Origin of the sequence: Paraburkholderia sp. SOS3 (assembly GCF_001922345.1) — a bacterium.
Taxonomy (GTDB): domain Bacteria; phylum Pseudomonadota; class Gammaproteobacteria; order Burkholderiales; family Burkholderiaceae; genus Paraburkholderia.
On record NZ_CP018811.1, the window covers coordinates 2301055 to 2328027 of the forward strand.

24 protein-coding genes are annotated in these 26973 nt (G+C 63.6%); 11 read left to right on the top strand and 13 right to left on the bottom strand.

Features of this window, described 5'->3' with window-relative positions; translation table 11 throughout:
* Nucleotides 1–103: 103 nt before the first annotated feature.
* Complete coding sequence (locus BTO02_RS10460) at nucleotides 104–793, top strand: OmpW/AlkL family protein (RefSeq protein WP_083615064.1); 690 nt, start codon at nucleotides 104–106, stop codon at nucleotides 791–793.
* A 46-nt stretch (nucleotides 794–839) separates the two neighbouring features.
* On the opposite strand, the gene BTO02_RS10465 is transcribed toward BTO02_RS10460, so the two are convergent.
* Both BTO02_RS10465 and BTO02_RS10470 read right to left on the bottom strand, forming a co-directional pair.
* Nucleotides 840–1043 (bottom strand): DUF1289 domain-containing protein, encoded by a 204-nt coding sequence (locus BTO02_RS10465; protein WP_075156978.1) that lies wholly within the window; start codon nucleotides 1041–1043, stop codon nucleotides 840–842.
* Nucleotides 1044–1196: 153 nt separating this feature from the next.
* Nucleotides 1197–2498, bottom strand: a complete 1302-nt coding sequence (locus BTO02_RS10470; protein WP_075156979.1) for an Nramp family divalent metal transporter — start codon at nucleotides 2496–2498, stop codon at nucleotides 1197–1199.
* A 400-nt stretch (nucleotides 2499–2898) separates the two neighbouring features.
* Between BTO02_RS10470 and BTO02_RS10475 the strand changes: the two genes are divergently transcribed.
* The 5 genes from BTO02_RS10475 to BTO02_RS10495 all read left to right on the top strand — a co-directional run bounded on the left by BTO02_RS10475 (nucleotide 2899) and on the right by BTO02_RS10495 (nucleotide 8014).
* Entirely contained in the window at nucleotides 2899–4002 is a 1104-nt protein-coding gene (locus tag BTO02_RS10475) for a polyamine ABC transporter substrate-binding protein (RefSeq protein ID WP_075156980.1), read from the top strand.
* 105 nt (nucleotides 4003–4107) lie between these two features.
* Nucleotides 4108–5271, top strand: a complete 1164-nt coding sequence (locus tag BTO02_RS10480; protein WP_075156981.1) for an ABC transporter ATP-binding protein — start codon at nucleotides 4108–4110, stop codon at nucleotides 5269–5271.
* Nucleotides 5268–6197, top strand: coding sequence for an ABC transporter permease subunit (locus tag BTO02_RS10485; RefSeq protein ID WP_075156982.1), 930 nt, complete (start codon nucleotides 5268–5270; stop codon nucleotides 6195–6197). The genes BTO02_RS10480 and BTO02_RS10485 overlap by 4 nt, the downstream gene beginning before the upstream one ends.
* Complete coding sequence (locus BTO02_RS10490) at nucleotides 6194–7012, top strand: ABC transporter permease subunit (RefSeq protein ID WP_075156983.1); 819 nt, start codon at nucleotides 6194–6196, stop codon at nucleotides 7010–7012. The genes BTO02_RS10485 and BTO02_RS10490 overlap by 4 nt, the downstream gene beginning before the upstream one ends.
* A 651-nt stretch (nucleotides 7013–7663) precedes the next feature.
* Nucleotides 7664–8014, top strand: coding sequence for a hypothetical protein (locus BTO02_RS10495; protein WP_075156984.1), 351 nt, complete (start codon nucleotides 7664–7666; stop codon nucleotides 8012–8014).
* Between the two features lie 145 nt (nucleotides 8015–8159).
* On the opposite strand, the gene BTO02_RS10500 is transcribed toward BTO02_RS10495, so the two are convergent.
* Together BTO02_RS10500 and BTO02_RS10505 are read right to left on the bottom strand one after the other, a co-directional pair.
* Nucleotides 8160–10139 (bottom strand): two-partner secretion domain-containing protein, encoded by a 1980-nt coding sequence (locus BTO02_RS10500; RefSeq protein ID WP_075156985.1) that lies wholly within the window; start codon nucleotides 10137–10139, stop codon nucleotides 8160–8162.
* A 49-nt stretch (nucleotides 10140–10188) separates the two neighbouring features.
* Nucleotides 10189–11913, bottom strand: a complete 1725-nt coding sequence (locus tag BTO02_RS10505) for a ShlB/FhaC/HecB family hemolysin secretion/activation protein (RefSeq protein ID WP_075156986.1) — start codon at nucleotides 11911–11913, stop codon at nucleotides 10189–10191.
* A 76-nt stretch (nucleotides 11914–11989) separates the two neighbouring features.
* Between BTO02_RS10505 and BTO02_RS34740 the strand changes: the two genes are divergently transcribed.
* Complete coding sequence (locus tag BTO02_RS34740; protein ID WP_198039263.1) at nucleotides 11990–12157, top strand: hypothetical protein; 168 nt, start codon at nucleotides 11990–11992, stop codon at nucleotides 12155–12157.
* Between the two features lie 184 nt (nucleotides 12158–12341).
* The gene (locus BTO02_RS10510; protein WP_075158761.1) at nucleotides 12342–13121 is read left to right on the top strand and encodes a class I SAM-dependent methyltransferase; all 780 of its coding nucleotides are present in this window, start codon (nucleotides 12342–12344) and stop codon (nucleotides 13119–13121) included.
* A gap of 109 nt (nucleotides 13122–13230) precedes the next feature.
* Here BTO02_RS10510 and BTO02_RS10515 read toward each other — a convergent pair whose 3' ends face one another.
* From BTO02_RS10515 to BTO02_RS10525, 3 genes are all read right to left on the bottom strand, one after another.
* Nucleotides 13231–14454, bottom strand: a complete 1224-nt coding sequence (locus BTO02_RS10515) for a tetratricopeptide repeat protein (RefSeq protein ID WP_075156987.1) — start codon at nucleotides 14452–14454, stop codon at nucleotides 13231–13233.
* A gap of 187 nt (nucleotides 14455–14641) precedes the next feature.
* Nucleotides 14642–15322: a PspA/IM30 family protein gene (locus tag BTO02_RS10520; RefSeq protein ID WP_075156988.1), complete on the bottom strand. Its 681-nt coding sequence runs from the start codon at nucleotides 15320–15322 to the stop codon at nucleotides 14642–14644.
* Nucleotides 15323–15775: 453 nt separating this feature from the next.
* Nucleotides 15776–16435: a plasmid mobilization protein gene (locus BTO02_RS10525; RefSeq protein WP_075158762.1), complete on the bottom strand. Its 660-nt coding sequence runs from the start codon at nucleotides 16433–16435 to the stop codon at nucleotides 15776–15778.
* A 600-nt stretch (nucleotides 16436–17035) separates the two neighbouring features.
* On the opposite strand from BTO02_RS10525, the gene BTO02_RS10530 reads away from it, so the two are divergent.
* Nucleotides 17036–19552 carry a penicillin-binding protein 1A gene (locus tag BTO02_RS10530; RefSeq protein WP_075156989.1) on the top strand — a complete coding sequence of 839 codons (2517 nt, stop codon included), beginning with the start codon at nucleotides 17036–17038 and terminating at the stop codon, nucleotides 19550–19552.
* 109 nt (nucleotides 19553–19661) lie between these two features.
* Here the strand turns inward: BTO02_RS10530 and BTO02_RS34225 are convergent, their stop codons facing one another.
* Nucleotides 19662–19997, bottom strand: coding sequence for a hypothetical protein (locus BTO02_RS34225; RefSeq protein WP_156883793.1), 336 nt, complete (start codon nucleotides 19995–19997; stop codon nucleotides 19662–19664).
* Between the two features lie 59 nt (nucleotides 19998–20056).
* Here BTO02_RS34225 and BTO02_RS10535 point away from each other — a divergent pair, with 59 nt between their 5' ends.
* Nucleotides 20057–21025 carry a hypothetical protein gene (locus BTO02_RS10535; RefSeq protein ID WP_156883794.1) on the top strand — a complete coding sequence of 323 codons (969 nt, stop codon included), beginning with the start codon at nucleotides 20057–20059 and terminating at the stop codon, nucleotides 21023–21025.
* A 457-nt stretch (nucleotides 21026–21482) separates the two neighbouring features.
* Entirely contained in the window at nucleotides 21483–21755 is a 273-nt protein-coding gene (locus tag BTO02_RS34230) for a hypothetical protein (protein WP_156883795.1), read from the top strand.
* A gap of 4 nt (nucleotides 21756–21759) precedes the next feature.
* Here BTO02_RS34230 and BTO02_RS10545 read toward each other — a convergent pair whose 3' ends face one another.
* The 5 genes from BTO02_RS10545 to BTO02_RS10565 all read right to left on the bottom strand — a co-directional run bounded on the left by BTO02_RS10545 (nucleotide 21760) and on the right by BTO02_RS10565 (nucleotide 26961).
* On the bottom strand, nucleotides 21760–21999 hold the full coding sequence (locus BTO02_RS10545) for a DUF2795 domain-containing protein (RefSeq protein ID WP_075156992.1): 240 nt from the start codon (nucleotides 21997–21999) through the stop codon (nucleotides 21760–21762).
* Nucleotides 22000–22161: 162 nt separating this feature from the next.
* Complete coding sequence (locus BTO02_RS10550) at nucleotides 22162–22413, bottom strand: hypothetical protein (protein WP_075156993.1); 252 nt, start codon at nucleotides 22411–22413, stop codon at nucleotides 22162–22164.
* 254 nt (nucleotides 22414–22667) lie between these two features.
* Nucleotides 22668–24005, bottom strand: coding sequence for a C45 family autoproteolytic acyltransferase/hydolase (locus BTO02_RS10555; RefSeq protein WP_075156994.1), 1338 nt, complete (start codon nucleotides 24003–24005; stop codon nucleotides 22668–22670).
* Between the two features lie 250 nt (nucleotides 24006–24255).
* Complete coding sequence (locus tag BTO02_RS10560) at nucleotides 24256–25989, bottom strand: ClcB-like voltage-gated chloride channel protein (protein ID WP_075158763.1); 1734 nt, start codon at nucleotides 25987–25989, stop codon at nucleotides 24256–24258.
* A gap of 234 nt (nucleotides 25990–26223) precedes the next feature.
* Nucleotides 26224–26961 (bottom strand): glutathione S-transferase, encoded by a 738-nt coding sequence (locus BTO02_RS10565; RefSeq protein ID WP_075156995.1) that lies wholly within the window; start codon nucleotides 26959–26961, stop codon nucleotides 26224–26226.
* Between the last annotated feature and the right edge of the window lie 12 nt (nucleotides 26962–26973).

Consider the following 26973-nt stretch of genomic DNA (forward strand, 5'->3'; position numbering starts at 1 on the left):
CGCGCGTGTTTGTCACACTTGACAAAGGTCAATAGCGCAAACGCCGCAGCGCCCGACAATCGCTTCGAACACCAACGAATCGAAACGATAGCGGGGCAAGGCAATGAAGAAGAACAGAACCGGAATGGCGCTCGCAATGGCGGGTGCCACGCTGATAAGCGCGTTCGCGACCACCGCGGCACACGCCGACGACACAGCCAGCGGCGCAGCGTCGGCCGCGAGCACGGTGCAAAGCCCCGTCGAGGGCGGCATTCATGCGCGCGATGTGCTGGTCCGTTTGCGCGGTATCAGCATCATGCCGCAGGTCGGCACGAGCAGTACGTTGTCCACGCTCAACGTGAACGTCAACAACGCGATCGTGCCGGAGCTCGACTTCACGTACATGATTCGCGACAACATCGGCGTCGAGCTGATCCTCGCGACATCGCGCCATCAGGTGACGTCGAACCTGGGCGCGCTCGGCGGCGTGAACGTGCTGCCGCCGACGCTGCTGCTGCAGTATCACTTCAACCACCAGGGAAAGATTCGCCCATACGTCGGCGCGGGCCTCAACTACACGTATTTCTATAACGACGGCCTCAAGGCGGGCGGCCAGTCGATTGCCGTGAGCCACAGCAGTTTCGGCCCGGCGCTGCAGGCCGGCGTCGACGTGCAGATCACGAAGACGCTGTTCGTCAACGCGGACATCAAGAAGATCTGGATGAGGACCGATGCGACGCTAGGCGGGGCATCGATCGGCACGCTGCGTATCGATCCGCTCGTGGTCGGTCTCGGCGTCGGGATGAAATTCTGACGGGCACACCGCTCGCCGCGCGGATCGGCGCCGCGCGAGGCGCGGCTCAAATCTTGTCGTACTTGAAGCGCATGGCGGTGCCGTCGCGTTCGATCCGCTCCCATACCGAGCGCTTCTCGTCGTCGGTCATAAAGACCCAGTTCGCGACCTCGGTCGCCGTGCGGCCGCAGCCTTTGCACACTTCGTCGAAGAGCGTGGAGCAGACGCCGATACACGGGCTGTCGGGAAGGTCGTGAAGATTCGAAGCCATCGGGAACGAGGTGAAAAGCGCGGGCGGTCCGATATGGTAAACGAAAAGCCGAGGCGCCCATTCTCGCCACCGATCGGCTGCCAGATGGCGCGAATGCGCGGTTAACCATCGAGCAGCGCGTCACCCGAAGGGGCGTTCAAGCGAACCGAACGCTCAACGTCCGGCCACGACCTGCCACACGAGCGCGGCATTGAGCGCGACGATGGCCGCGGCGGCCAGCCATGCCAACACGAGCGGCACGCGCCTGACACGCCAGCCGCGCATGATCCGCGAGTCCGAGGCGAATCGCACGAGCGGCACGACCGCGAGCGGCAACTGCAGGCTCAGCACCACCTGGCTTGCAACAAGCAGCTGGTTCGACCCATGCGGGCCGAACAGCACGACCGCGACCAGCGCGGGGCCGAGCGCGAGCCCGCGCGTGAGCAGTGCGCGCTGCCAGCGCGGCAGCGTGAGACGCATGAAGCCTTCCATCACGGCCTGTCCGGCGAGCGTGCCCGTCACCGTCGCATTCATGCCGCATGCAAGCAGCGCCGCCGCGAACAGAATCGCGGCCCAATGCGACCCGACGAGCGGCGCGATCAGCGCCTGCGCATCGGCGAGGTCGGACACGTTGCGATGGCCGTGTGCGTGAAAGACGGCGGCCGAGACGATCAATAGTGCTGCGTTGATCAGAAACGCCACCGATAGCGCGCCGAACGTGCCGACATTGGCGCGCTTGAGCACCTGGGCGATCGCGGCGTCGTCGCCGTCGGGCACGGACGCCTTGACGAGCGCCGAATGCAGATAGAGGTTGTGCGGCATCACGGTTGCGCCGAGTATGCCGGCCGCGAGCCACAGCATGCCGGCGTCGCGCATGATGCGCGGGTCGGGCACGGTGCCCGCGAGCGCCGCGTGCCAGTCCGGCTGGGCGAGCGCGAGTTCGACCACGAAGCACATCCCGACGAACAGGATCAGCACGACGACGAACGCCTCGAGCGTGCGCTGGCCGTGCCGCTGCAGCGCGAGCATCGCGAACGTGCTGACCGCCGACAGCAGCACGCCGACGGTCAGCGAGACGCCGAGCAGCATCTGCAATGCGACCGCACTGCCGACCACTTCCGCGACGTCGCACGCGATGATCGCGATTTCGCTTGCGATCCACAGCGCGAACGCGGTGCGGCGGCTGTAGCGCTCGCGGCACAGCCGTGCAAGATCGCGTCCGGTGACGACGCCCACGCGCGCGGAGACCCACTGCAGCAGCATCGCGGTCAGGCTCGACAGCAGCACGACGCCGAGCAGCTGATAGCCGTAGCTCGCGCCGCCGGACAGCGCGGTGGCCCAATTGCCGGGATCCATATAGCCGACCGCGACGAGCGCGCCCGCGCCGATGAACGACAGCCGGCGCGCGGGCCGCGGCGGCATGCCGTCGGACGGGCGGCGGCGCGTCGGATGCAGCGCGAACGGATTCGTGTTCATCAAGGCCCTCTTCGACATGAGCCAGATAGCGAGGCAAGCGCCATGCCTATCGCCGCGGCCGGCGCGCAGCGCATTTAATTTATGACAGTCTATAGTGACGGGCATCCGGCATCCGGCATCCGGTGCGATTCGAGGTAGACATGCGCCGATAACCCGATAAAATTGCGCCCATTTTCCCGATCGCGGCGGGCTTCGCTCGAATGGCGCACGCCTGCCGCAGGCTGTACCGTTTGCGCGACATCGGGGGATTTTTTTTGTGACGCACAACGATTAGTGGTAGCTTTCGGGGTTTTCAGGGACGTCGCGGGCACGCCATGCACAGGCGGGACGGGCATGGGCGGGCATCGCGGCATAAGCGGGGTAGACGGCCGGCGTCGGCTGGCCAGGACTGGAGAACGGAATGAATAAACTGGTGTTGGGCCGGTTGGTTGCGGCGGTTGCGCTGTGTGCCGCGCCCTGGTTGCCGGCCGCGGCAAAAGATACGCAATTGAATGTGTACAACTGGTCGGACTACATCGCCAAGGACACTATTCCGAACTTCGAGAAGCAGACCGGCGTCAAGGTCAAGTACGACAACTACGACAGCGACGACACGCTGCAGGCCAAGCTCCTGACCGGCAATTCGGGCTACGACATCGTCGTGCCGACCAGCAACTACGCGGGCAAGCAGATCGCCGCCGGCATCTTCGCGCCGCTCGATAAATCGAAGATCCCGAACCTCAAGTATCTCGACCCGTCGCTGATGGCGCTCGTCGCCGGCGCCGACCCGGGCAATCAGTACACGGTGCCCTGGGCCTACGGCACGACCGGCCTCGGTTACAACGTGACGAAGGTGCAGCAGATTCTCGGCAAGAACGTGCCGCTCGACAACTGGGACATCCTGTTCAAGCCCGAAAACATTTCGAAGCTGAAGGCGTGCGGCGTGTCGGTGCTCGACGCGCCGGACCAGATGTTCGCGGCCGCGCTGCACTATATGGGCAAGGACCCGATGAGCACGAACCCGGCCGACTACCGGGCCGCGCTCCAGATGCTGAAGAAAATCCGCCCGTACATCACGCAGTTCAACTCGTCGGGCTATATCAACGACCTCGTCGGCGGCGACATCTGTTTCGCGTACGGCTGGTCGGGCGACGTCGTGATTGCCAAGCATCGCACGCTCGAGGCGAAGAAGCCGTACAAGGTCGAGTATTACATTCCGAAGGGTGGCGCGCCAGTCTGGTTCGACGTGATGGCGATCCCGAAGGATGCGAAGAACAAGGAAGCCGCGCTCGAGTGGATCAACTACATCGAGACGCCGCAGGTGCACGCGGCGATCACGAACGCCGTCTACTATCCGAGCGCGAACCTCGAAGCGCGCAAGTATGTGGACAAGGACGTCGCCAACGACCCGGCCGTGTATCCACCGCCCGACGTCGTGAAGACGCTGTTCCTGCTCAAGCCGTTGCCGCCTGAGATCCAGCGCCTGCAGACGCGGCTCTGGACGGAGCTCAAATCCGGCCGGTAAGCGTCTTCGACCAGGCGCCGCGATCGTGCGGATCCGCATCATCCTTAAGCCCTCGGCGTCCACCGGGGGCTTTGTTCGTCAAATGCAGCAGGAAAGCAGCACATCATGAGCGATCAGTCTGGCGCGCCGGCGGGGGCCGGCGCGCTGCCTCCGGGCAATTCTGCCGCTGCGGATCACGCAGTGGAAAACTTCGTGCAGATCGTCGACGTCGTCAAGAAGTTCGGCGAGACGGTGGCCGTCAAGGGCGTGAACCTGTCCGTGAAAAAGGGCGAACTGTTCGCGCTGCTCGGCAGTTCGGGCTGTGGCAAGTCGACGCTGTTGCGCATGCTCGCGGGCCTTGAAACCGTCACGTCGGGCAAGATCCTGATCGACGGCGAGGATCTCGCGCACCTGCCGCCTTACCGCCGCCCGACCAACATGATGTTCCAGTCGTATGCGCTGTTCCCGCATATGACGGTCGAATCGAATGTCGCGTTCGGCCTGAAGCAGGAGGGCGTGCCGAAGGCCGAACTGCGCGAGCGCGTGCATGCGGCGCTCGAACTCGTGCAGATGGGTCGTTTCGCGCAGCGCAAGCCGCATCAGTTGTCGGGCGGCCAGCAGCAGCGCGTGGCGCTCGCGCGCAGCCTCGTCAAGCGGCCGAAGCTGCTGTTGCTCGACGAACCGATGTCGGCGCTCGACAAGCAGATCCGCCAGCGCACGCAGATCGAGCTCGTCAACATCCTCGATCAGGTCGGCGTGACCTGCATCATGGTCACGCACGACCAGGAAGAAGCGATGACGATGGCAGGCCGCCTCGCGGTGATGAGCGAAGGGGAGATCGTGCAGATCGGCACGCCGAACGAGGTCTACGAATACCCGAATAGCCGCTTCTCGGCGGAATTCATCGGCTCGACGAATCTGTTCGACGGCAATGTGGTCGAAGACGAGCCGGATCACGTGTATATCGACACGGCCGATCTGCCGGTGCAGATGTACGTGAGCCACGGCATTACCGGGCCGCTTGGCATGCCCGTGACGATCTCGGTGCGGCCCGAGCGCATTGCGCTCACGCGCAAGCCGCCCGAGGGCGCGTTCAACTGGGGCAAGGGCGTCGTGACGAACATCGCGTACATGGGCGGCTACTCGCTGTATCACGTCAAGCTCGACAGCGGCAAGACGGTGGTCGCGAACGTGTCGAGCCTCGCGTTGATGGAGATCGAAACGCCGACGTGGGGCGACGAGGTGTACGTGCGCTGGAGCGCATCGGCCGGCGTGGTGCTGACGTCATGAGCACGCTCGGCGCTATCGCGACGTGGCCGGCGCGGCGCTTCCGGCTGACGGGGAAAACGGCAGTCGTGGCGGGCCCGTTTATCTGGCTGCTGCTGTTCTTTCTGGTGCCGTTTCTGCTGGTCGTGAAGATCAGCTTCGCGGACCAGCAGCTCGGCATTCCGCCTTATACACAGTTGACGGCGTTCAAGGAGGGCGTGCTCAATATCGCGCTCGACTTTTCGCACTACGCGTTTCTGTTTCAGGACAGCCTGTATTTCGCGACCTATCTGAATTCGCTGCTGGTCGCGGCGGTGACGACGCTGATCTGCCTGCTGATCGGTTATCCGATGGCGTATTACATTGCGCGCTCGAATCCGGCGACGCGCAACATCCTGATGATGCTGGTGATGCTGCCGTTCTGGACGTCGTTCCTGATTCGTGTCTACGCGTGGATCGGCATTCTGAAGAATAACGGGCTGCTGAACAATTTCCTGATGTCGATCGGGCTCATTCATGCGCCGATCGAGCTTTATCACACGAATACCGGCGTTTATATCGGCATGGTGTATTCGTATCTGCCGTTTCTCGTGATGCCGCTTTACGCGCATCTCGTGAAGATGGACCTGACGTTGCTCGAAGCTGCGTACGATCTCGGTGCCAAGCCGTGGAAGGCGTTCTGGCAGATCACGCTGCCGCTGTCGAAGAACGGCATTATCGCGGGCTGCATGCTCGTGTTTATTCCGGCGGTCGGCGAGTACGTGATTCCGGAACTGCTCGGCGGCGCGAATACGCTGATGATCGGCCGCGTGATGTGGAATGAGTTCTTCGACAATGCGGATTGGCCGATGGCGTCCGCGGTGACTTGCGCGATGGTGTTGCTGTTGCTCGTGCCGATGGCCTTGTTCCAGCACTCGCAGGCGAAAGCGTTGGAGGAAGGGCGCCGATGAAGCCGAATCGCTGGTTGCAGGTTCTGGTGTTGGGGATCGGGTTTTTGTTTTTGTATATCCCGATTGTGAGTCTTGTTGTTTACTCGTTCAATCAGTCGCAGCTCGTGACGGTGTGGACGCGGTTTTCTACGCGCTGGTATGCGGCGCTGCTGCAGGACGATGAGTTGATCGCCGCCGCGTGGCTGTCGTTGCGGGTCGCGTTGTTGACTGCGTTTGCTTCGGTTTTTATCGGCACGTGGGCGGGGTTTGTGCTTGCGCGGATGGGGCGGTTTCGTGGGTTTACGCTCTATACCGGGATGATCAATGCGCCTCTCGTGATTCCTGAAGTCATTCAGGGGATCTCGCTGCTGCTGCTGTTCGTCGAAATGGCGCAGTGGCTTGGGTGGCCTGCAGGGCGTGGCATTCTGACGATCTGGATCGGACATGTGATGCTTTGTATGTCGTATGTCGCGATCATCGTTCAGTCACGGGTTCGGGATTTGCATCCTTCGCTTGAGGAAGCCGCGCTTGATCTTGGGGCTACGCCTTTGAGGGTTTTCTTTAGCGTGACGCTGCCGTTGATTTCGCAAGCGCTGGTTGCAGGGTGGTTGCTCTCTTTCACTTTGTCTATCGACGATCTCGTGTTGTCGGCGTTTTTGTCTGGGCCTGGGTCGACTACTTTGCCTTTAGTCGTTTTTTCGCGCGTGCGGCTGGGGTTGAATCCGGAGATGAATGCGCTTGCGACTTTGTTTATTGCTGTTGTGTCTGTTGGGGTTGTGGTTGCTAATGGATTTATGCAGCGGGCTGAAAGACGCCGGCTTGAAATGGCCGTTTAGGGGGGCGGGGCAGCGGGGCTGCGGGTGCGCTTTTTTTTGTCGCGATGCTCGGCTTGTCGCTGGCATCCGCGATTTCGCCTCGCGGCGCATGCGTTGCCCCTGTGCGGGGCGGCACCTACTTTTCTTTGCAGCGGCAAAGAAAAGTAGGCAAAAGAAAGCCGCTTGGGGTGCTAAGCGGGAACCCCGCGCAGTCACGATAGTGGTGCGCGGACCATCCGACACATCGCACCACACACCGCAGTGACAAGGCATTCATTCTTCCCGCTCCGCACGCTACGCGCGCGTCTCGGTAAGGCATAACGCCTTCTTTTAAGGCCCAGTGTAAACGTCCTGCCGCGTACGTAGTATTGCTGAATCTCGCGCTGGCGCAATTTAGCCGGCGCGGTTGATCTCTCAAAAAACACACCGCCTATACTGGCCAAGCCGTCGAAACATCGACGACCGGGTTTAGCAGCCTGAATCAGCAAACAGGACGCACACCTGCTTCGGCAGGCGGTGTCTTTGCCTTCGCGTCTGCTCTTCATGGGCGGGCCGTGGCAGGGGAGCCGCAAGGCTCGCCGGGTTTGCCTGTGTCCTCGGTCTGCTAACCCTGTCACTGTGCCCGCTCACCCCCTCAAACGGGTGTTCGGGGTCTTGCTCCAGGGAGGCGCCATGACGAATCAAATTACGCTCGAAGCTCTGCAATCGCTGACTCACGATCAGATCGCAAGACGGCTTGTCCTGCTCAGCCGCGTCAACGAAACCGCGATGGAAAACGCCGAGCGCTTCAGCGATGAAGCCGCAAAAATCGCCGCGCTCGCGCGCGCGATCCGGCGCTCCGGTGTGTCGCTCGTCGATCGTGTCGCCATGCTCGAAACCATCGAACAACTCGCGACGCACGCGGAATCGGAAGCCGCACTCGACAGAAACTGCATCGAGTATTTCTGCGACTGCACACCCGATCAGTGGGACTACCTCGAGCATCAACTGAACAGCACATCCGATACGCTGACGACACACTAGCGCTACATCAATCCACGATCGGCAAGCTGTAGCGCGCGCATCGCGGTCACGATGCGAGGTCAGGGCGGCATGCACGCAAGCACATGCCGCCCCGAACAATCAAGCCCGATGGACCATCGAACCGCGCCCATCAAGCTCCGATCACTTACAGCGGGCTATTCGGATCGACCCAGCCAGGGTTAGACGCGGCGTCGATCTGAACCGCATTCCCACCGTTGCCTGCAGGGTACGTTTGTCCAGCGTTCGGATCGCGCGCCGTATTATCGTTTTGCCAGCCGGAACCGGCGTTCGGATCCACCCAGCCGGCGTTTACCGACGGGTCCACCCAGCCCGCGTTGCCCGACGCGTTCGGATCGTACGGCGCCGGCAGCGGGCCGCCCGCATCGCGCGTGACGATCGTCGTGCCATGCGGCGCGACCATCGTGCCGTGGTCGTTGGACAGCGAGCCGACGTTCGCGAACAGCGTGTCGCCCGCCTCGATCGAACCGCCTGCGTTGTTCAAATCAAACGACGCGTTCAGCACGGCCTTCGTACCCGCCGACATCGTTCCGCGCGCGTTGTCCACCGAGCCCGCGCCCAACTGCAGCGCGTCGCCGGCCTGCATGCTGCCGCCGGCGTTCAGCACCGCATTGGTCGCGGACGCGCTGATCATGCCTTGCGTCGCGGCGATCTTTCCGTTCGCATTGTCGAGCGTGCCGCCGTTGAAAGCCACGCTGCCATTCGCAGTCAGCATGCCGTTCGCGTTGGTGAAACGATCGCTCGACTGAACCGACGCGTTCGTACCGGCAGACAACACCCCGTTCGTATTGTCGACACGGTCGGCAAACACGTTGAGCTCGCGCGCCGAAGCCAGCGTGCCGTGCTGGTTCGTCACGGTCTGCGCGTTGAGCGTCAGCGGTCCAGTCGCCTTGATGCTGCCGTTGTCGAGCAGCACGCGCGTACCGGCAATCTGCGCGTCGCCGCTCGCCGACAGCGTGCCGGTGTTGGCCACGCTTTCCACACCGTTGACAACCAGATTGCCCGCGTCCACCCGGCCGCCGTTGGTCACAGCCGTGCCGGCCGTCAGGCCCACACCCTCGACGCCGCTGATGCTGCCGCTGTTCGCGAACGCGCGGTCGGCCCGCACGTCGACCCCGCGGGCCGCGTCCAGCGTGCCCCCGTTCGCGACATTCGCGCCGCGTACCGACAGATTGCCAGCCGCCTGCATCGTCGCGGGCGCACCGATCGTCACATCGCCGTTCGCCGACACATTGATGTCGCCGGTCAACGACGTGATCTTGCCGTTGTCGCGCACACCGACGCCGGCTTCGGTGCCGATCAGGCGCACCGCGCCGTTGCCGTACATGCTGCCGAGCGCCTGCACGTCGATCGCGACGGCCGGCTTTTCACCGATGCCGTCCTGCGCAGTGGCATGCTTCGTTTGATAGTCGACGCGGTTCGCACCGGCGATTGCATCGATCGACGCGGCTTGCACCTGTCCGTTGATGGTCATCGCACGCGAGATCAGGTCGACCGCGCTGTTCGAAGCGGACAGACCCGCGCCGTTGATCGCAATCTGCCCCTGCTTGACGTCGAAACCGGTCAACGCGCCGTTCGCATTAAGGATCGGCGTGCCGGTGGAAAGCGTCACGCGCGGCGCGTTCAGAAAGCCGCAGCCCGAACACGAAATGCCAGCGGGATTCGCGAGCACGAAGTTCGCGCCCTGGCCTGCAATCTCGGTCTTGCCGAGCAACTGCGAGGCAGCGCCCGACGTCACCTGCATCAATACGGTAGCCGCGCTGCGGCCGCCCAGTTGCGCATTGCCTTGCACGCCGCCGCCAATCTGCGTTTGTGCCGCATTCACGCTGTTATTGACGATCAGGCCATTGCTGCCGACGTTGAACCGGTCGAAGCGGTTGTTCGACACGCCGCTTGTATTCGGCGCGACGATGTTGACAACCGGCACGCCGGCCGACGATGTGCCGACCGTCGTGCCCGCGCCAGCCACCGGCGCGACCTGTGCGCTCCCGACGAGCGGCTGCATGCCGAACGCGCACAGCGCGGCGAATGCGCTCGCGCGAGCAGCGAACCACAGCGGTGCTTGCCCGGCCTGCGTGTACACGGAACGATTGAACTGCTTACTCATATTTCATCCTTTATGTGATGCCTCACGATTGATGCTGGGAAGGGACGGTCTAGATCAGCGCGCTGACCTGGACCAGCATGGTGGGCGAGCGATTCGGAAAGCCCGACGGCTTGTAGAGCGGCCAGCCGACCGACACGTCATAGTTGACGGTCGTGCCGAACACGTTCTTCGGCGCCAGCGTGCCTTTGATGCCCGCCACCATCCCGACCAGCGTGTTACCCGCCAGGTACGGTGCAGTCGGTCCGCGCACGCGTCCAGCGTCGATGCCCGTGTAGAGCGCCTGTACGCCGACGGACGTCGGCACGTACCAGTCGAGTTCGTTCGATACGGCCCAGCCGCTTTCTGCCGCGAGCGTCGTCTGTTGATCGAAGCCGCGCACCGCGTAGCGTGTGCCGATCATGAAATAGTCCGGTGCCCACAACGGCGTGCGCGCGTTCTGCATCGACCAGCCAAACTGGTACGAGAACGGCTGGCTGCCGATGCGAAACGGCGCGAGCACCGAGAGGCTCGCCGTCTCGACCTCGGTATGGCCGGTGAACGGCGAGTCGCTGACCGCATAGCCGGTATTGCGCGAAATGCCCGGCAACGAAGCGCGCCAGCCCGCGGCGGCATCCACCTGCACATTGCCGAAGTAATGGCGATGCGACACACCGAGTTCATAGCCGTAGATGTCGCGGCTTTGCACGTCGATCGGAATATCGGCGAAATAGTTGTCGTTGATCGCGCGAAAAAGCCGCGCGCGCACTTCGGTGCGCGAATGCGTGCTGCGCTGTACAACGCCCGACAGCTTGACACCGGCGTTCTTCTGGATGCCTGAGTATTCGATCGGACCGAACACGGTCGCGCTGGGCTGCAAATAGTGCGAACGACTCGCGTCGAAGCTGAGCATGGCGTAGCCGAGCGGCACGCTATATGAGACCGCGGCAAAGTCGTTGCCTTGGTCCTTCGCGGCGGCATTCGCATTGACCGTGCCGGACACCTGTACCTGGTCGTACAGATGCAGTGGGGAATCGAACGTGAACGACCCGGACACTCTGTTCTTGCCCGTGGCATCGAGGCCCGCGTTGTCGTAGCCGATTGCCGCATGCCAACGCCTGCCGGTGCCCGGATGCAAAACAACGTCGGATTGACCCGGTTGCGCGCCCGGCACGATATCGAAGCTTGCGTCCGCTTGCGAAGGCAGGCGCCGCAAGTTCTCGAGCGCCTGATCGATGTCGCGCTGGTCGAGCAGCGCGTCGCCGTGAGTCGGCAGCGCAGCCGGCAGCCAGCCGGCCGCGGCGTGGTTCGTGTCGTCCGTGCGTATCTCGCCGACGCGGCCCGGCGCCACTTGCAGCGTCAGCGTGCCGTCGTTCAGCGATTGCGGCGGAATCTGCACGCGCGCGGTGATGTAGCCGCGTTGGATCAGTGCGTTGGCTGCGGCGTCCTGTATGATCTTGAGGCCGTTGGGCCCGACGCATTGACCGGCCACCGGCTGCAGCAACGATGCGAGCCAGTCGAACGGATTGCCGTCGAGTTCGATCTTGCGAATCTCGAAGCAGGGCGTTTCGGTGGGCAGATGGGCGAGGTCGGGCGCCGCGGGGGCGAGATCGCCGGGCTTCAGCGCATCGCCGAGCGTACCGGTCGTGTTCGTCGCGTCGATCTGCTGCCGCTGCATCCGCTGAACGTCCGAACCGGGCAGCGGCACAAAAACCGGCTCGCTTTGCGCATACGACGCCACGCTGGCGAACGACAGGCACGCAGCCGTCGCAAAAGTGGTCCTGCTAAAGTACCGCACATCAACACGCGTAGGAAAAAGTCGAAGTGGCGGACGGTACGCAGGTTTCGCAGACGCGACAATCGTGAGCCGTGAAATGAAACGAAATGCACCAGTTCTGGCGCCACAATCAGCAGGTCTGCAAAAAATTGATTGCTCCATCGCGGCAGCGATCGCGTGGATGGGGTCTGCGCGTTATGCCGATCGTCAGCAATCTTTACGTTTATCAACCTACGCGGCCAGTATTCCAGGATTGACGGGGTGACGATGGAAGTATCGGGCTGGGAACAACTGGTCCGCTTGTGGGAGTTGATCGTGCTGGTCTGCAAATTCCTGTGGAACCTGCTGCGCCTGCTCGGCGGAGGATAATGCGCAGCGTCAATGCGCAGCGCACCGAACTCGCGTAACGTGAAGCATCCCAACGATGCCCGAAACGAATGGAGACGACCATGCCGACGTTTGCCAATTCCACGCAGCGCTTTTCCGACCGCGTCGCCGACTACGTGAAGTTTCGCCCCACGTATCCGCGTGAAATCGTCACGTTTCTGCATGACACGTGCGGGCTTGCGCCACGCGCGCGCGTGGCCGATATCGGAGCCGGCACCGGCATCTCCGCAAAGCTTTTTCTCGATGCGGGCCATCCGGTCGTCGCGGTCGAGCCCAACGATGCGATGCGTGCGTCAGCCGATGCGTGGCTCGCGAAGTACGACGCTTTTTCGAGTGTCGCGGGCACCGCCGAGGCAACGACGCTCGATGACGCAAGCGTCGAACTCGTTATCGCCGCGCAGGCGTTTCACTGGTTCGATCCCGTCACCGCGCGCCGTGAGTTCGCACGCATCCTGAAGCCGGGCGGCCTGATCGCGCTGATGTGGAATAGCCGGCTGCTCGACGGCTCGCCTTTTCTTGCCGGATACGAGGCGCTGCTGCAGCGTTACGGCACCGACTATCAGACGGTTGCCGAGCGCTACGGCGACGATGAATCGATGGCCGCATGGTTCGGCACCGCGTTCGTTCAGAAGGGGAGCTTCGGGAACTCGCAGTCGCTCGATTTCGATGGGCTTAAAGGACGGCTTATGTCGTCGTCGTATGCGCCGAAGCAAGGACATCCGAATCACGAACCGATGCTGGCCGCGTTGCGTGAACTGTTCGATCGCACGCAGCAAGGCGGCAGTGTGGAATTCGCGTATGAGACGCGTGTGTACGTCGGATACGCTGCCGTCGCGCAGTAGCAGCATCGCGGCTTGCTGAAAAAGAAAAAGCTCCATCGGTGCGATGGAGCTTCTTGACCTGGTGTTTGCTATGGCTGCTCGCGAGGACAGGCGCCGCGACTCAGGCCGCTCAGGTATCGTTCCATCCGCCCGAATCGTCGCTGCCCATATCGACATCGCCGCCGCCACCGCCGCTGCCATCGTCCCAATCGTTCGAGCCCTGGCCGAAGTCGATCGATCCGTTGTCGCCGCCGCCACCGCCGCGACGACGCTCGTCGTCGTCGACGATCACGTCGCGTTCGATCACGCGGTCGCGCCCTGAGTTCAGCGCTTCGCCGAGCAATACGCCCGTCAGCAGTCCGCCCATGCCGCCGCCGAATCCGCCGCCGCCTTGCTGGATGATCACGGGCGGCTGCTGTTGTTGTGGCGGATAAGGGTAGGGTGGCTGTCCCGGCGGCACTTGCCGGCCGAAATTCGCATCTGCTTCACGCGCGTAGGACGACTCGCTCGAATAGTTTTGCGCCGACGCCGCCGTTGCCGCATTCGGATCGGGACGTCCCTCGGCGCGCGCTTTCAAACTCGCAACCTGCCGTTCGAGTTCGTCGATCTGATACGGCGGCACCGGATTCTTGCGATCGGACAAGCCCTCGACCACGCCGCGCAATTGCGCTTCCGTGCCTTCGACTTCTTTTTCGAGCTGCTCATGGCCCGGTGCGGTCGATAGCCGCACGTCGAGCTTCAGCGAACGCACCGCGTTCAGCAGCTCGGTCGCGCGCTTCAATTGCTCGCGCCGTTCGTCGTCGGCATTCGAATCGCTTTGCGAACGCGCGCGGCGCAAGGTCCAGCGCAGGACCAGCGCGATGGCCGCAATGACCACGACGATGCCGATCCACATGCCGGTCGACGGTCCATGGTGCTGCGCAGCTTCCGGCGCGTACGCCGCTCGCTGGTCGCCGCCCGACGACTGCTGCGCGAACGGATTGTGCGTCGTATTCGTCTGCGTCGCGTTCACGCGCGCCGCGTCGCTGCGGATGCGCGCTTCCGTTTGCGCGAAGCGGCCCGGGTCGGTGAAGCGCACCTGCGGATCGAGCGTCTTCGCCTGTTCGATCTGCTTGAGCGCGTCCGCGGAGCGGCCCTGCTGGTCGAGTACCTGCGCGTACAGGTAGTGCGCGCGCGCGTTGTCCGGATGCGCGTTGAGCACTTCCTGCAGCTCGCTGCCGGCTTTCTGCCAGTTCTGCTGCTGGATCGCCGTTTCGACCTGCGTCGCGGTCGGCACCGCGGCATAAGCGCCGCCCGCGATGAGCGACAGCGACAGACACGCGGCGGTCAGAAAGGCTATAAACGGTTTTCTCATGATGCAGGCCGGGCGTCTTGACACCCGTCTCCCTATCGATCGGTTACGGTGTGGACCCCGGTGTGGGACCCACTGCGACCCACTGCGCCGCGCAAGAATCATGCACCGATGCATCGCGCGACGTGTGGCGGCCCGCCGTGACCGCATGAACGCCTCGCCCGCAAGCGAGGCGCAGTGACGCCTCGCATCACTCGGCGGGCGTGTTCAACTGCTTCTTCAACGCCGCGAGACGATCGTCGACCGACGGTCCGCGGTTCAGTTCCGCGAGCTTGTCGTCGAGCGCCTTGCCGCTTTTCGTGTCGGCGGAATTCAAACGTGCGTCGGAGCGTGCATTCGACAGCGCGACCTTGTCTTCGAGCCGCTGAAAATCTTCGGACAGGTTCTTGCCGCCGATACCGCCGAGCGCCGTCGCTGCCGTATCTTTCGCCTGCGCGATTTGCTGCTTGGCCTGCAGGATGTTCGAACGCGCAGAGAGATCGTTGCGGCGCTGACGCATGTCGTCGATCTGCTGCTTCAACTGATCGACCGACGGCTCGAGCGTCGACAGTTCACGCGCAAGCGCATCGCGTTCGGTTTCGGCGTTGGCCTGCGCCGCAAGCGCCTCGCGTGCGAGCGATTCGTCGCCGCCCTGCAGCGCGCGTTTCGCGCCATCTTCGTACTTCTTCGCCTTGTCCGCCGCGACGTCGCGCTTGCTCTGCTGCGTTGCGACCTGAGCCTGAATCTCGATCAGCGAGTTCTCGGCCTTCGCGATGCTCTCGTCGAGTTCGCGCACAATCTGGCGTGCATCCCGCGACGGATCCTGCACGGAATCGGCTGCGTCGTTCAGCAGACCTTTGAGCGTTCGCGAGATGCTGTCGAAAAGCGACATGAAATACCTCCATTGATTGAAATCGGCGCTGAATTTCCGGCGCGCTGACCCGTTCATCCGCTAGTTTATGCCGCCGCGCGGCACACTGCGCGTTCGGCGCGGTTCTACATCGGGGCGCCCGCGCGCATTGCAAGCGCGCTGTGCAAAATCCGCCGCGCGGGCGGCGTGATGCAGTGCTGGAATACCACGTCGCAGCAAGCCCTTGTCGCGCCTGCATGCACCGCCTGCATGCACCGGATTGGCTCGCGGATATTACACCACGTGCTCTCTTAAAAAGGGCTTAAACACAATGACGTCGCGAGGCGTGTCGACGTGTGAGTCGACCATCGCGTCGACCTCATGCGCACGCGCATCGCAAGGCCGGCGGCAGGTACGGGGACGCGCATCGGAAGATCGACTCTTTCGGAACCCTGACGCATCGACGATCGATGTATCGCGTTCGTCGCGCGACGTTTACGCGAAACGCCCGCTGCCTTTGGTGGGATCGATAAACGAATTCTCGTCGCTCGAGGACGTGGCCGCCGCGGGCTTCGATTTCGACGACGGCTTTGCTACCTTCAACGTAGCGGCTTTCGCAGCCGCGACGCGCGCCGCGGCTTCCACGGCCGCTTGCGCTTCGGCGGCGCGCGCCGCATCGTCGGCAGGCGAGTCGGCTTCGGCTGCTTCACTCGCTATTGCCGCGAACGCCTGCACTGGATCGACCGGAATCGGCGTAACCACCGGCGCAACACCGACCGGCAGATGCGCGGGTAAAAGCTGGCGCGCGGGCTGCGCCTGCGGCACGCTGTCGCGATGCGGGCCGTGCACGCGATCGCGCGCATCGTGCGTGGCCGCACTCGCGTTTCTGAGCGCCGGGGGCAGGGCGTCGCGATTGGCTTTCGCCGAACGCGCGACCCGTTGCAGCGCCGCGTTCAATGCATCGGGTTCGCGCGGCGCGCGCAGCCGGTCGACGATGCTTGCCGCTTTGATCTGTTCGCTGGTCGCGCCGAAATTGAGCACGGCACGCCGCATCAGCTCGCTGACGCTGATGCCGAGTTCTTCGGCCGTGGTGGCGATCGCGCGCTTCTGGGCGGGCGACACGAAGACGACGATGCGTTCGCTAGGCTTGTTCATAAGGCGGCTCGCGTATTTGTAGGCATCGAACAGCGGGTTGTCCCGAGCGCGCATGTGCCGGCACGGCGCATGCGAAGAACCATCATAAAACGACTGGCGCGGATGCGAAACCGGGCGCGCCGTGAATCTGTTGTGACATCAACGACTTGTCCGCATTAGACGGGCATTGTCCACAGGTCTTTCAACAACTTCTGTTGATAACCGCACTTCCGCGTGCGAACGTTGCTTCGCATTTATGGCTGCTCGAACAGGGGCCGATGCCGTTTAAATTGGCTCCAATCGCGAGTGAACGACGCTCGAACGTCGGTCGAGTCCCACTCGAGGCGCCTTTGAGCCGCATTTGACCCACCAGATTGCGGCTTTTTTGTTGCTTCGCGTTGTTAGCATGCACGCACGAGGAAATTCTTACAAAAAAATCGGCTAGCATAATGCCGGTTTTCTTTAAAATGCACAGTTACGTCGGGCACGACGTGCGCGCTCGCACGCGCTACACGCTACGATCACGCTGCATCCACGAACGGCGTGCATTCAGACACGACTCACCTGCGTACGAAAGCACGAATATAGACGGCGTGCAGCGATGCGCCGACATTCCAAGTCATGCCTATCATCAAACGACCGCCTTCTTCGAACTCATCGGATCATCCTGGCGACCGGGGCCGCGATCCGGATCGATCCGACAATCCGTACCACCGCTATGACGAACCACCGCCTCGCCGCCGTATGTCACTGCTGACGCGTCTCGTAGTCTGGTTTTTCGGACTGATCGCGGCGCTCGGCGTGGTCGGCGCGTTGATCGTCGGCTATGCGCTCGTCGTGATGAACCCGCAATTGCCGTCGCTCGACGCGCTGACCGACTACCGGCCGAAGGTGCCGCTGCGCGTCTACACGGCGGACCACGTGCTGATCGGCGAATTCGGCGAGGAACGCCGCAGTCTCGTGCGCTTCCAGGATATCCCGGACCAGATGAAAAAAGCCGTGCTCGCGATCGAGGACTATCGCTTTTACGAGCACGGCGGCGTCGACTTCGTCGGCATTCTGCGCGCCGGCTTCGCCGATATTTCGCATGGCGGCGCATCGCAGGGCGCGAGCACGATCACGATGCAGGTCGCGCGCAACTTCTTCCTGTCGAGCGAAAAAACCTATACGCGCAAGATCTACGAAATGCTGCTCGCGTACAAGATCGAACGCGCGCTGTCGAAAGACCAGATTCTCGAGCTGTATATGAATCAGATCTATCTCGGCGAGCGCGCGTACGGTTTCGCGGCCGCCGCGCGCGTGTACTTCGGCAAGGACCTCAAGGACATTTCGCTCGCGCAGGCGGCGATGCTGGCCGGTCTGCCAAAGGCGCCGTCCGCGTATAACCCGGTCGTCAATCCGAAGCGCGCGAAGATCCGCCAGCAGTACATCCTCAAGCGCATGCTCGATCTGCGCTACATCACCCAGGATCAATACGATCAGGCCGTGAAGGAGGACATCCACGCCAAGGTCGCCGGCAACGAATACAGCGTGCACGCGGAGTACGTTGCCGAAATGGTCCGGCAGATGATGTACGCGCAATACAAGGACGAGACCTATACGCGCGGGCTGAACGTCACGACGACCATCGATTCGGCGGACCAGGACGCCGCGTATCGCGCCGTGCGCAAGGGCGTCATGGACTACGAACGCCGTCACGGCTATCGCGGCCCGGAAGGCTTTATCGACCTGCCCCAAAACGCAGACGACCGCGAGGAAACGATCGAAGACACGCTGTCCGAGCATCCGGACAACGGCGAGATCGTATCGGCTGTCGTCACGGCGGCGAGCCCGAAGGAAGTGACCGCGCAACTGCAGGACGGCACGACCGCCACGGTGAAAGCCGACGGTCTGCGTTTTGCGGCCGCGGCGCTGTCGCCGCGCGCCTCGCAGGCTCAGCGCATCCGGCCAGGCTCGATCGTGCGCCTCGTTGCCGATGCAAACGGCAACTGGCAGATCACGCAACTGCCGCAAGTCGAAGGCGCACTCGTCTCGCTGACGCCGCAAGACGGCGCGATCCGCGCGCTGATCGGCGGCTTCGATTTCAACAAGAACAAGTTCAACCACGTCACGCAAGCGTGGCGGCAGCCGGGCTCGAGCTTCAAGCCATTCATCTATTCGGCCGCGCTCGACAAGGGCCTCGGACCGGCGACGATCATCAACGACGCGCCGCTGTACTTCCCGCCAACGACGCCAGGCGGCGACGCGTGGGAGCCGCACGACGACGACCAGCCGGACGGCCCGATGTCGATGCGCGTCGGCCTGGAAAAGTCGAAGAACCTCGTGTCGATTCGTATCCTGTCGTATATCGGCACGAAGTACGCGCAAGACTATGTGACGAAGCGCTTTGGCTTCGATGCGGACAAGACGCCGCCGTATCTGCCGATGGCGCTCGGCGCCGGGCTCGTTACGCCGTTGCAATCGGCGAGCGCGTATTCGGTATTCGCGAACGGCGGCTATCGCGTCAATCCGTATCTGATTGCCGATGTCACCGACGCGCGCGGCGTCGAGATTTCGCGTGCGCAACCGCTCGTCGCGGGCCGCGATGCGCCGCGCACGGTCGATCCGCGCAACGCATACATCATGAACAGCCTGTTGCATTCGGTCGCCACGGCGGGCACGGGCGCAGCGTCGAATGCGCTGCATCGTAACGACCTGCAGGGCAAGACCGGCACGACCAACGACGCGAAGGACGGCTGGTTTGCCGGTTACCAGCAATCGCTCGTCGCGGTCGCATGGATGGGCTACGACCAGCCGAAGAGCCTCGGCAGCCGCGAATTCGGCGCGCAACTCGCGCTGCCGATCTGGATGGACTACATGGGCCGTGCACTGCGCGGCGTGCCGCAAGCGGAGCCGGAGATGCCTGCGGGCGTGGCGAGCGTCGACGGCGAGCTGTTCTATGCCGACCGCGAGCCGGGCAGCGGGTTTGTCGCGAGCATCGGCATGGACAGCGCAAATCCGCTTGCCGCGGCGAGCGATGTGCAGGGCGGCGTGGGTCCGGCATCGATGACGCCGCAGCAACAGGTTCAGCCGCAGCCCACGGTGTCGTCGACGGAAAAGAAGCAGATTCTCGATCTGTTCGAATCGAACAAACCCTGATCGTCGGCTGCGATTCCAGCCGGAATCGAAAGCGCGTCCAAGGCAGATTGCCGGACGCGCTTTTTTTTCGCGTGCTTCGGCAGCACGTCCTGCGCACCATCACCGGTTATCACCCGCCCTCCGGCACATGCTGTTTCAATGTGCCTCGACGGCATGAACAATCGATGCGTCGTTCGTCCTTGCGCGCCGTGCCCTCGTCGAGCCGTCGTGCGCGCTGCGCGGCGTCGGGCAGGCAGGCAGGCATGCACATCGAGCGATGGACGCCGCGATTCAATCGGGAGGACAGGCCGTGATCGATTTCCGCATTGGAAGCATCTTTCGTTGGGGCTCCGGTTATGAGCGATTGCAGGAACCGGGTGGGACTGCGTCGGCCAATGGTGCCGCGCGCGACGATGTTCGACCGCCATCGCACCCCAATGCACGCTGACGCGACGATCATCCGCACGATGGCCTCGCATGCCCGAAACGCAGGGGCGAGGCCGCATTCATCAAAAGGGAGGTTGCATGCCGGGCATTCACATCGGCAATGTTCACGACACGTTTCATGAGCCGGTAACAGAGAGCGCGCGACAAGGCTTGTCGGATCCGGCTGGCGTCGGTTCCGGACCTGCCGGCGCTAGCGCTCAGTCGGTCCCGATAGCGCCAGGCCGCCCATCGACGGGTTCGGCGTTGGCGACGGGAAGCGGTGCGCTTCGCGACATCGGATACAGGATCGGCGCCAGCGACCGGTTCCTGTCCGGTGCGCGGCTGATCAGCACGCGCTCAGGCGCCGTCGACGGATCGCGTACGCCGCTGCAAGGCGGACTGCGAGGCGCGGGCTGGTCGGAGGCTGACAAGGCCCGCGCGCGAGCGGCGCTCCATGAAAAAGCGCAGGCGACAAGGACCGAGCTCGAAGCAAAAAGGGCAGAAGGAAACGCGAAGCGCGACGAGCTGAACAATACACGCGTCGCGAAGACCGGAGCGGAAAGCCGCATTTCAGCGCTGGACCAGCGCAAGGACGAGGCAAAGCGACGCTTCGAGGAAGCGTCGTCGCGAGCCGGCGATTACGAGCGCAAAGCCGGACAGGCCGCCCGTCATCATGAGGAAGCGAAGCGCCGCCACGATGCGGCCAATGCGACGAGCTCAACGCAGCGCGCGGATACTCCGTCCGAACTGCAGCACCTGTTCTCGAACCAGGCCGGATCGAAGTTGCAGTCGGCGTTCAACGACGAATCGGTAGTGCATGAAGCCCGTGACGAGCAAAGGCGGTACGAGGACAGCCATCGGGAATGGTCGGGCAAGCGCGACGAGGCGCGGCGCGATCTGTCGAAAATCGAGGCCGAGCTTGGCGACGCGTGGCGTGACAAGGTGCATATGGAAGACAAGGCATCGAAACTCGAGCTCGAGTTCGCCTCGCTGGAGAGTGAACGGCTGCGCCACGAGCGGCAGCTTGCGGATCTCGAACGCGAGCAGGCTCGCATCGACTCGATGTGAGCGGCAGAGGGCTGGGTGCCGCTGTGCGTGCTGGCCCTTCATCACATGGCGCGGGTCTGCGGTGATGTAATGAAAGCCCGCGCACACGGCGTGCGCGTTGGCTCACGGGAGGACCACTATGCCTGGCATGCACGTTGGCGGATCGTTTCACGATACCTTTCATCCCTCCGGCGATAGACCGCCCGAGTATCGGGCGCCTTCGGACGCGACGCCGGGAAGTTCATCGCAGGCAAGTGCACCGCAGGAGTCGCGCGAGGGCATCCCGGTTCTGCGATTGCGCGGCGGCGGGAACGCACAAGGTTCAGAGGACAAAGGCGGCGATCGCGAGAATCTGCTGCCTGGTGGCGCGGGTTCCAGCAGCCATCGCGCGGACTATGGAACCCGCAGCAGCGTGGAGACGCAACGCGCTGCCAATGAAGCGAAACGATACGAACTGCGCAGCAGCCTCGAGCGAGCGATGCGCGATCGCGATGCGGCACGCGCAGCGCGTGAACGGGCGATCACCGAACTCGACCGGGTGAACGCGCAGATCAAGGACCTCGACGCCCGGAAACAGCAAAGCGGCCTCGACCCGGCGCGCAAAAGCGACATCGAAGGGCAACTGCTGACCGCGCACGCCGACTTCTGGCGAAGGACCCGCGAGGTCAGTGACTGCACGACCGAGCTTCGACGATCCGACGACCGATGCAGCAGCCTCGAACACAAACTCGGCAAGCTCCGCTGGACGTGAGCGGCTACACGCCGAGGCCCGGCCCGAAGTTGCTGCCGATCAGCTTCGTCACGGCGGCGAGGTCGGCGTAATCCTGCTCGGGCAAACCGTCGAGCATCGCGAGCACTTCGTTGCTTGCGCCTGCGTCGCGCGCCGCATCGACGAGCGCATCCTTGTTGGCCGGATAGGTCGCGGCGCTCAGCACGTCGGCGATCTGCAGATCGATCGATTCGCGCGGCACGTCGTGGGATGCCGGTGGGGTCATAGGTTTGTTCCTCGCTATACAGGCGTTGTAGAGCGGATGGGTTGGTCAGACGGTTAGACGGGAAGTCAGGCGCACGCGCAGCCAGATCCGACGCGAACGGCAGTGCGCAGGAGAGGGTGATTATCGAAGCGCGGCGGCACACACCCACGGCGCGCCATCGAATCAGGTCTGCAAATGCTCGTCGCGCGCCGCGAGACCGCGTCCGGGATGACGCGACTTGGGCAGCGTGATGTGCTGCCAGCGCTCCGGGCGGATATCGGGCTGTACCGCGATCTCGGGCGCAGGCGGCGCGACGGGCGCGGCATTCGTGCGTTGAGCGGAGAAGTCGGTCAGCGCGTCCTGCGCGGTGTGAACCGGCGCGGCGAAACATGAGGCCGACAACGTTACCATGGTCAACAGTGTCGAGGTTTTCATCGCCCGACCTCCTTTGCAAAGCCAGCGCAGCCATTCTTGCAAGCGCTATGCCATTCGGGCGCCCGTGAGGCGCCTTATCTGGCATGGCTGCGCTTCAGCGCAACGCCATTATCGCCATCTTAGATGGTAATTTTTTCAGAAACCTTGAGCTGGCGCAGACCCGCGTCAGTGTTCGAATCGCCATGGGCGACGAACGAAGCGTAAATTCGTAAGCTTTAAGAAAGGATAGGCTGCGCGCGGCGCGCGCACCGCATCTAGCGCAGCATGTCGAAGCGCGTCCACGGCCACGACGGCCGGTCGCGCATATAGCCGTTGAGCCAGTTCCACTGCGGGTGACGTTTCATGAACGCCTGCGCGTCGAACGGCCGCCCGCACGGATGCCCCCAGCGCGCGTAAAAGGCCATGTCGCGCGCCATTTCGCTGTCGACGACCTTGCCGTCGTTCGCGCCCCATGGATTGAACGGGCCGTGATCGGAGCCGCCGAAGCGCGCATCGTCGAGTTCGAGGTGTCCGCAGATCGTGCGCGAGCAGGGGTTGTCGGCACGATCGAGATACACGTCGTGATGGTCGGCGATCATCTTCTTCGCGAGTTCGAGATCGATCTGGCCATGATGCATCTCCGCGAGCTGCATGAAACGCAGCCGCCGCGCGCCGTTCTTGCGCACATCCGTATAGTCTTCGCCTTCGCCGACGCATTCCTGGTTTCGAATCTTCAGATCCGAAGCCGTGTTGTAACCGCTATAGAAGCCGTTCTTCGTGCTTTCGAAGCCCGCATGGCGCAGCCCCAGTTCGTAGCGCGCGATCTCGCCCGTGTTGATGTCGCCGAGCAGCCAGCTGTTCGCATAGCCGCCGTTGTTCGCGACCGCGAACATATCGCACCACTCGCGAATATCGCTCGCGTACTGCGTGGCGCGCCGCGAACGGTAAAACTCCGGCGCGCCGGCCGCGTGGTAGCCGGCGAAGTTGGAGATCGTCGTTTCGGTGACCATGAGGCCCGCGGACGTGATCCAGAAGTCGGTGAGGCTCGAGATGCAGCCGGGCAGCCCTTGCATCAGGATGCGGTGCCCGGAGTCGGGCACGATATCGAACACCACGTTGAACGCGTCGCCGGCCGCGTAACGGTCCCACGAGTTGTGCGCCATCACGATGCGGCCATCGCGCGTCGCGTCGCCGGTCGCGATAAATGCGCTGCAGTGATGGCCGCGCCGCCCGCGCCACGGTTTCAGTCCGACACGCGGATGCTGCGCCGCGGCGAAACTGGGCCACCAGCTTTGCAGCAGGTCCATGTAGCCGTTCCACGCGAGCACTTCGGCGAACGGCAGCTTCGCGCCGTCGGCAATGCCCTGGATTTCGTCGGCGAATTCGGTGTCGAGGCGCGGCGCGAACTGGGCGACAGCCGCATTGACGAAGGTGTCGAAGTCCTCGCCCGTGTCCCATTTGGCGAGGTAGCGTGCGGTGTGGATGGCATTGCGGATTTCGGCCGCGAGCAATTGCCCGTGCTGTTCGCCGCGGTCGTACGGCTCGCCTTCGATATGCACGAAGATCCAGCCCGCGTGATCGCGGCGCACGGCATCGATGGACGGTTCGCTCATGTTCGCTCCCGGTCGTAGGGTGCCGCGTCTTTCCGAACGCGAAGCATGGCGCACCGCCCGCACGCCGGCATGTGTTCTTATCGGGCCGGCAGCGCGGCGCGCGCGGCTTGCAGCGGGCAGCCGGCGGGTCGCTTTCTGGTCAATTTATTTTAGAGAAATTGCCGCGCTTTGCACGCGGCAGGTTGTGACGTTTGGTATCAGCGGGAGTGGCGGCGCAAGCTCGCGTCGGCGCGTAGGAGCGATCGGCGCGTCAGCGCGTCGGGTTCATCCGGAAGTACGCGTCGAGCAGCGACGACTTGTAGACGACGCCGGTCAGCTTCGGCCGCGCGACGCTCTCGATGACGGGCAGCCGCTCGCCCTGATGCGCGAGAAAGTGCTGCAGTGCGACGCCAAGCGGCATGTCGGGCGTGAGCACGCCGAAGTGCGGCTGCAGATAATCGGCGGCGGTGCGGGTCGACGTGTCGCGCCGCTCGATCAGATCCGACGTGATGTCCTTCAACGCGACCACGCCGAGAAAACTGCCGGTTTCGTCGGTCACGTACAGATACTTGACCGGATATTCGAGGAACACGCGCGTCATGTCCTGCACGGTGGCGGTGGGCTGCACGACGGTCTGCGGCGGGCGGATCAGTTCGCGCATCTGCGTCGAACGCAGACGCATCCGTTCCTGCTCCTCGCGATTGCGATGCAGCGTGATGTCGTACATCGACGCATTGCCGATCGCGCGGGCGACGAAATAGGCGACCACGCACGACAGCATCAGCGGCAGCACGACCTGGTAGCTCAAGGTCATCTCGAAGATCAGCATGATCGCCATCAGCGGCGCCTGCGTCGCGCCGGCGAGGAACGCGCCCATGCCGACCATCGCATAGGCGAAATACGGCGACGTGTAGTGCGGCAGGATCGCGTGCATGCCAAGACCGAACAGCGCGCCGAGCACCGCGCCGACGAACAGCGTCGGCGTGAAGACGCCGCCGATCGCGCCCGAGCCGACCGTCGCCGCGGTGGCGATGATCTTGAACGCGAGCACGGCGACGAGCGCGGTCCACGTCCACGGCGAATGCAGGATCGAGTTGACGACGCTGTAACCGTTGCCCCAGACCTCCGGTGTCCAGACCGAAATGATGCCGACCACGAGCCCGCCGATGGCGAGCCGTATCGGCAGCGGCAGCCGGATGCGCCTGAAGGTCGCTTTCGATGCGTCGATGAGCCGCAGGAATTGCGGCGCGGCCGCGCCGCATAGCAGGCCGAGGCCGACGAAGAGCAGCACCTCGGGGCCGGTGATGGCCGGAAACGCGGGCATTTCGTATGGCGCGTGGTAGCCGGCGAACTCGCGCATCGTGATGTTCGCGACTACCGACGAAATGACGACGGGTCCGAAGCTTTCCATCGCGATCGAGCCGAGCACGATCTCGGTGACGAAAAACGCGCCGGCGATCGGCGCGCTATACGCGGACGTGATACCGGCCGCCGCGCCGCACGCGACGAGCAGCCGCAAGCGTGGCGGATCGAGATGCACGACGCGCCCGATCAACGACGCGCACAGTGCCGCCAGTTGCACCATCGGACCTTCGCGGCCGATCGAGCCGCCGCTCGAAATCGAAAACAGCGACGACACGGTGCGCCACAGGCTCGCCTGCACCGGCACGACGCCATCGCCGATCACGACCGCTTCCATGTAATCGGTCGTCGCCTTCTTGTCCTGCTTGCGCTGCGCGAGGACCAGCATGGCGCCGGCGATCAGCCCGCCGGCGGCCGGCAGCCAGATTCGCGTGGTCCACGGCAGGCTGCGCGCCATTTCGACGAAGCTGCCCTCGGTGCCCGCAAAAAGCCGCTGCATGAGCGAGATGCCTTCGCGAAACGCAGCCGTCGCGAGCGCGCCGACGATACCGATGATGACCGACCAGACGAGCATCGTATGCGCATCCGAGAGCCGGAACAGTCGCGCGGCGCGGGTGCGCAGCCTGAGCAGGAACGAGAGCACGGAATAGGCAGCAGGTTCGTGGGTGTCGCGCGCAAGGATAGCATCGTGCGACGCCGCTGCGGTCTCTTCGTCCGACGGATCGCGTGCACGCGGCGCGCCGGTTTCGTTCGTCATGCCAGCCGGTACGTGCCGCGGTGTGTCCTGCGGTTCGTCCCCCGGGGTGTCCGCCGGAGACTCGTTCGTCGTGTTGTTTTGCGAAGCTCGGGTCATCTGCAGTTCTGCAGCAAAAAAAGGTTAACGGGTGTCCTTGTCGAGTTCCGGGTAGTGCCGGAAGATGCACGACTCGTTGTGCTCGATGCGGCGCTCCGATTCGAGATACGCGGCGATACGCGGTCGTTCGAGCACGGCGTCGTGCAGGGCGGCAAGGCGCGGGTAGTGTTTCGGGAACGTCTTCATCGCGCGCGGGAACGCGTAGTACAGGCCGTCGATCAGTTGGAACATCGACAGGTCGACGTAAGTGAGCGAGTCGCCGACGAGGTAGGCATCGCCGGCCGGGTTCTGTTTCAGCACGCGCTCGAAGTAGCCCATGAACTTCGGAATCCGCGCGTCGATGAAGTCGTGCGCGCGCACTTTTGCGGCGTCCTTCTGCTCTTCGTAGTACAGGTTGGTCGACAGCGGATGATGCGTGTCGTGCGCTTCGGCGACGACGTCCGCAATCGTCAGTTGCAGGCCGTTGACGACGTAGCGCAGGCTGTCGACGCCGGGCGCGAGACCGTGCCGCGGGCCGAGATAGAACAGGATGTTCGCGGTCTGCGAGATCAGCAGATCGCCGTCCTTCAGGAACGGCGGCGCGAACGGCGGATAGGGCTCGGACTTGCTGTCCATCACGGCCATCATCGCGCCGGTGCCGAGTCCGTCATGTTCGCTGCCGCGCGCCACTTCGATGTATTCGGCGCCGGCTTCCTCGAGTGCAAGCCGTACGAATTCGCCGCGTCCCTGCAATCCGTCCCAGTAAAAAAGCTCGTAAGTCATCGGTCAGTCCTC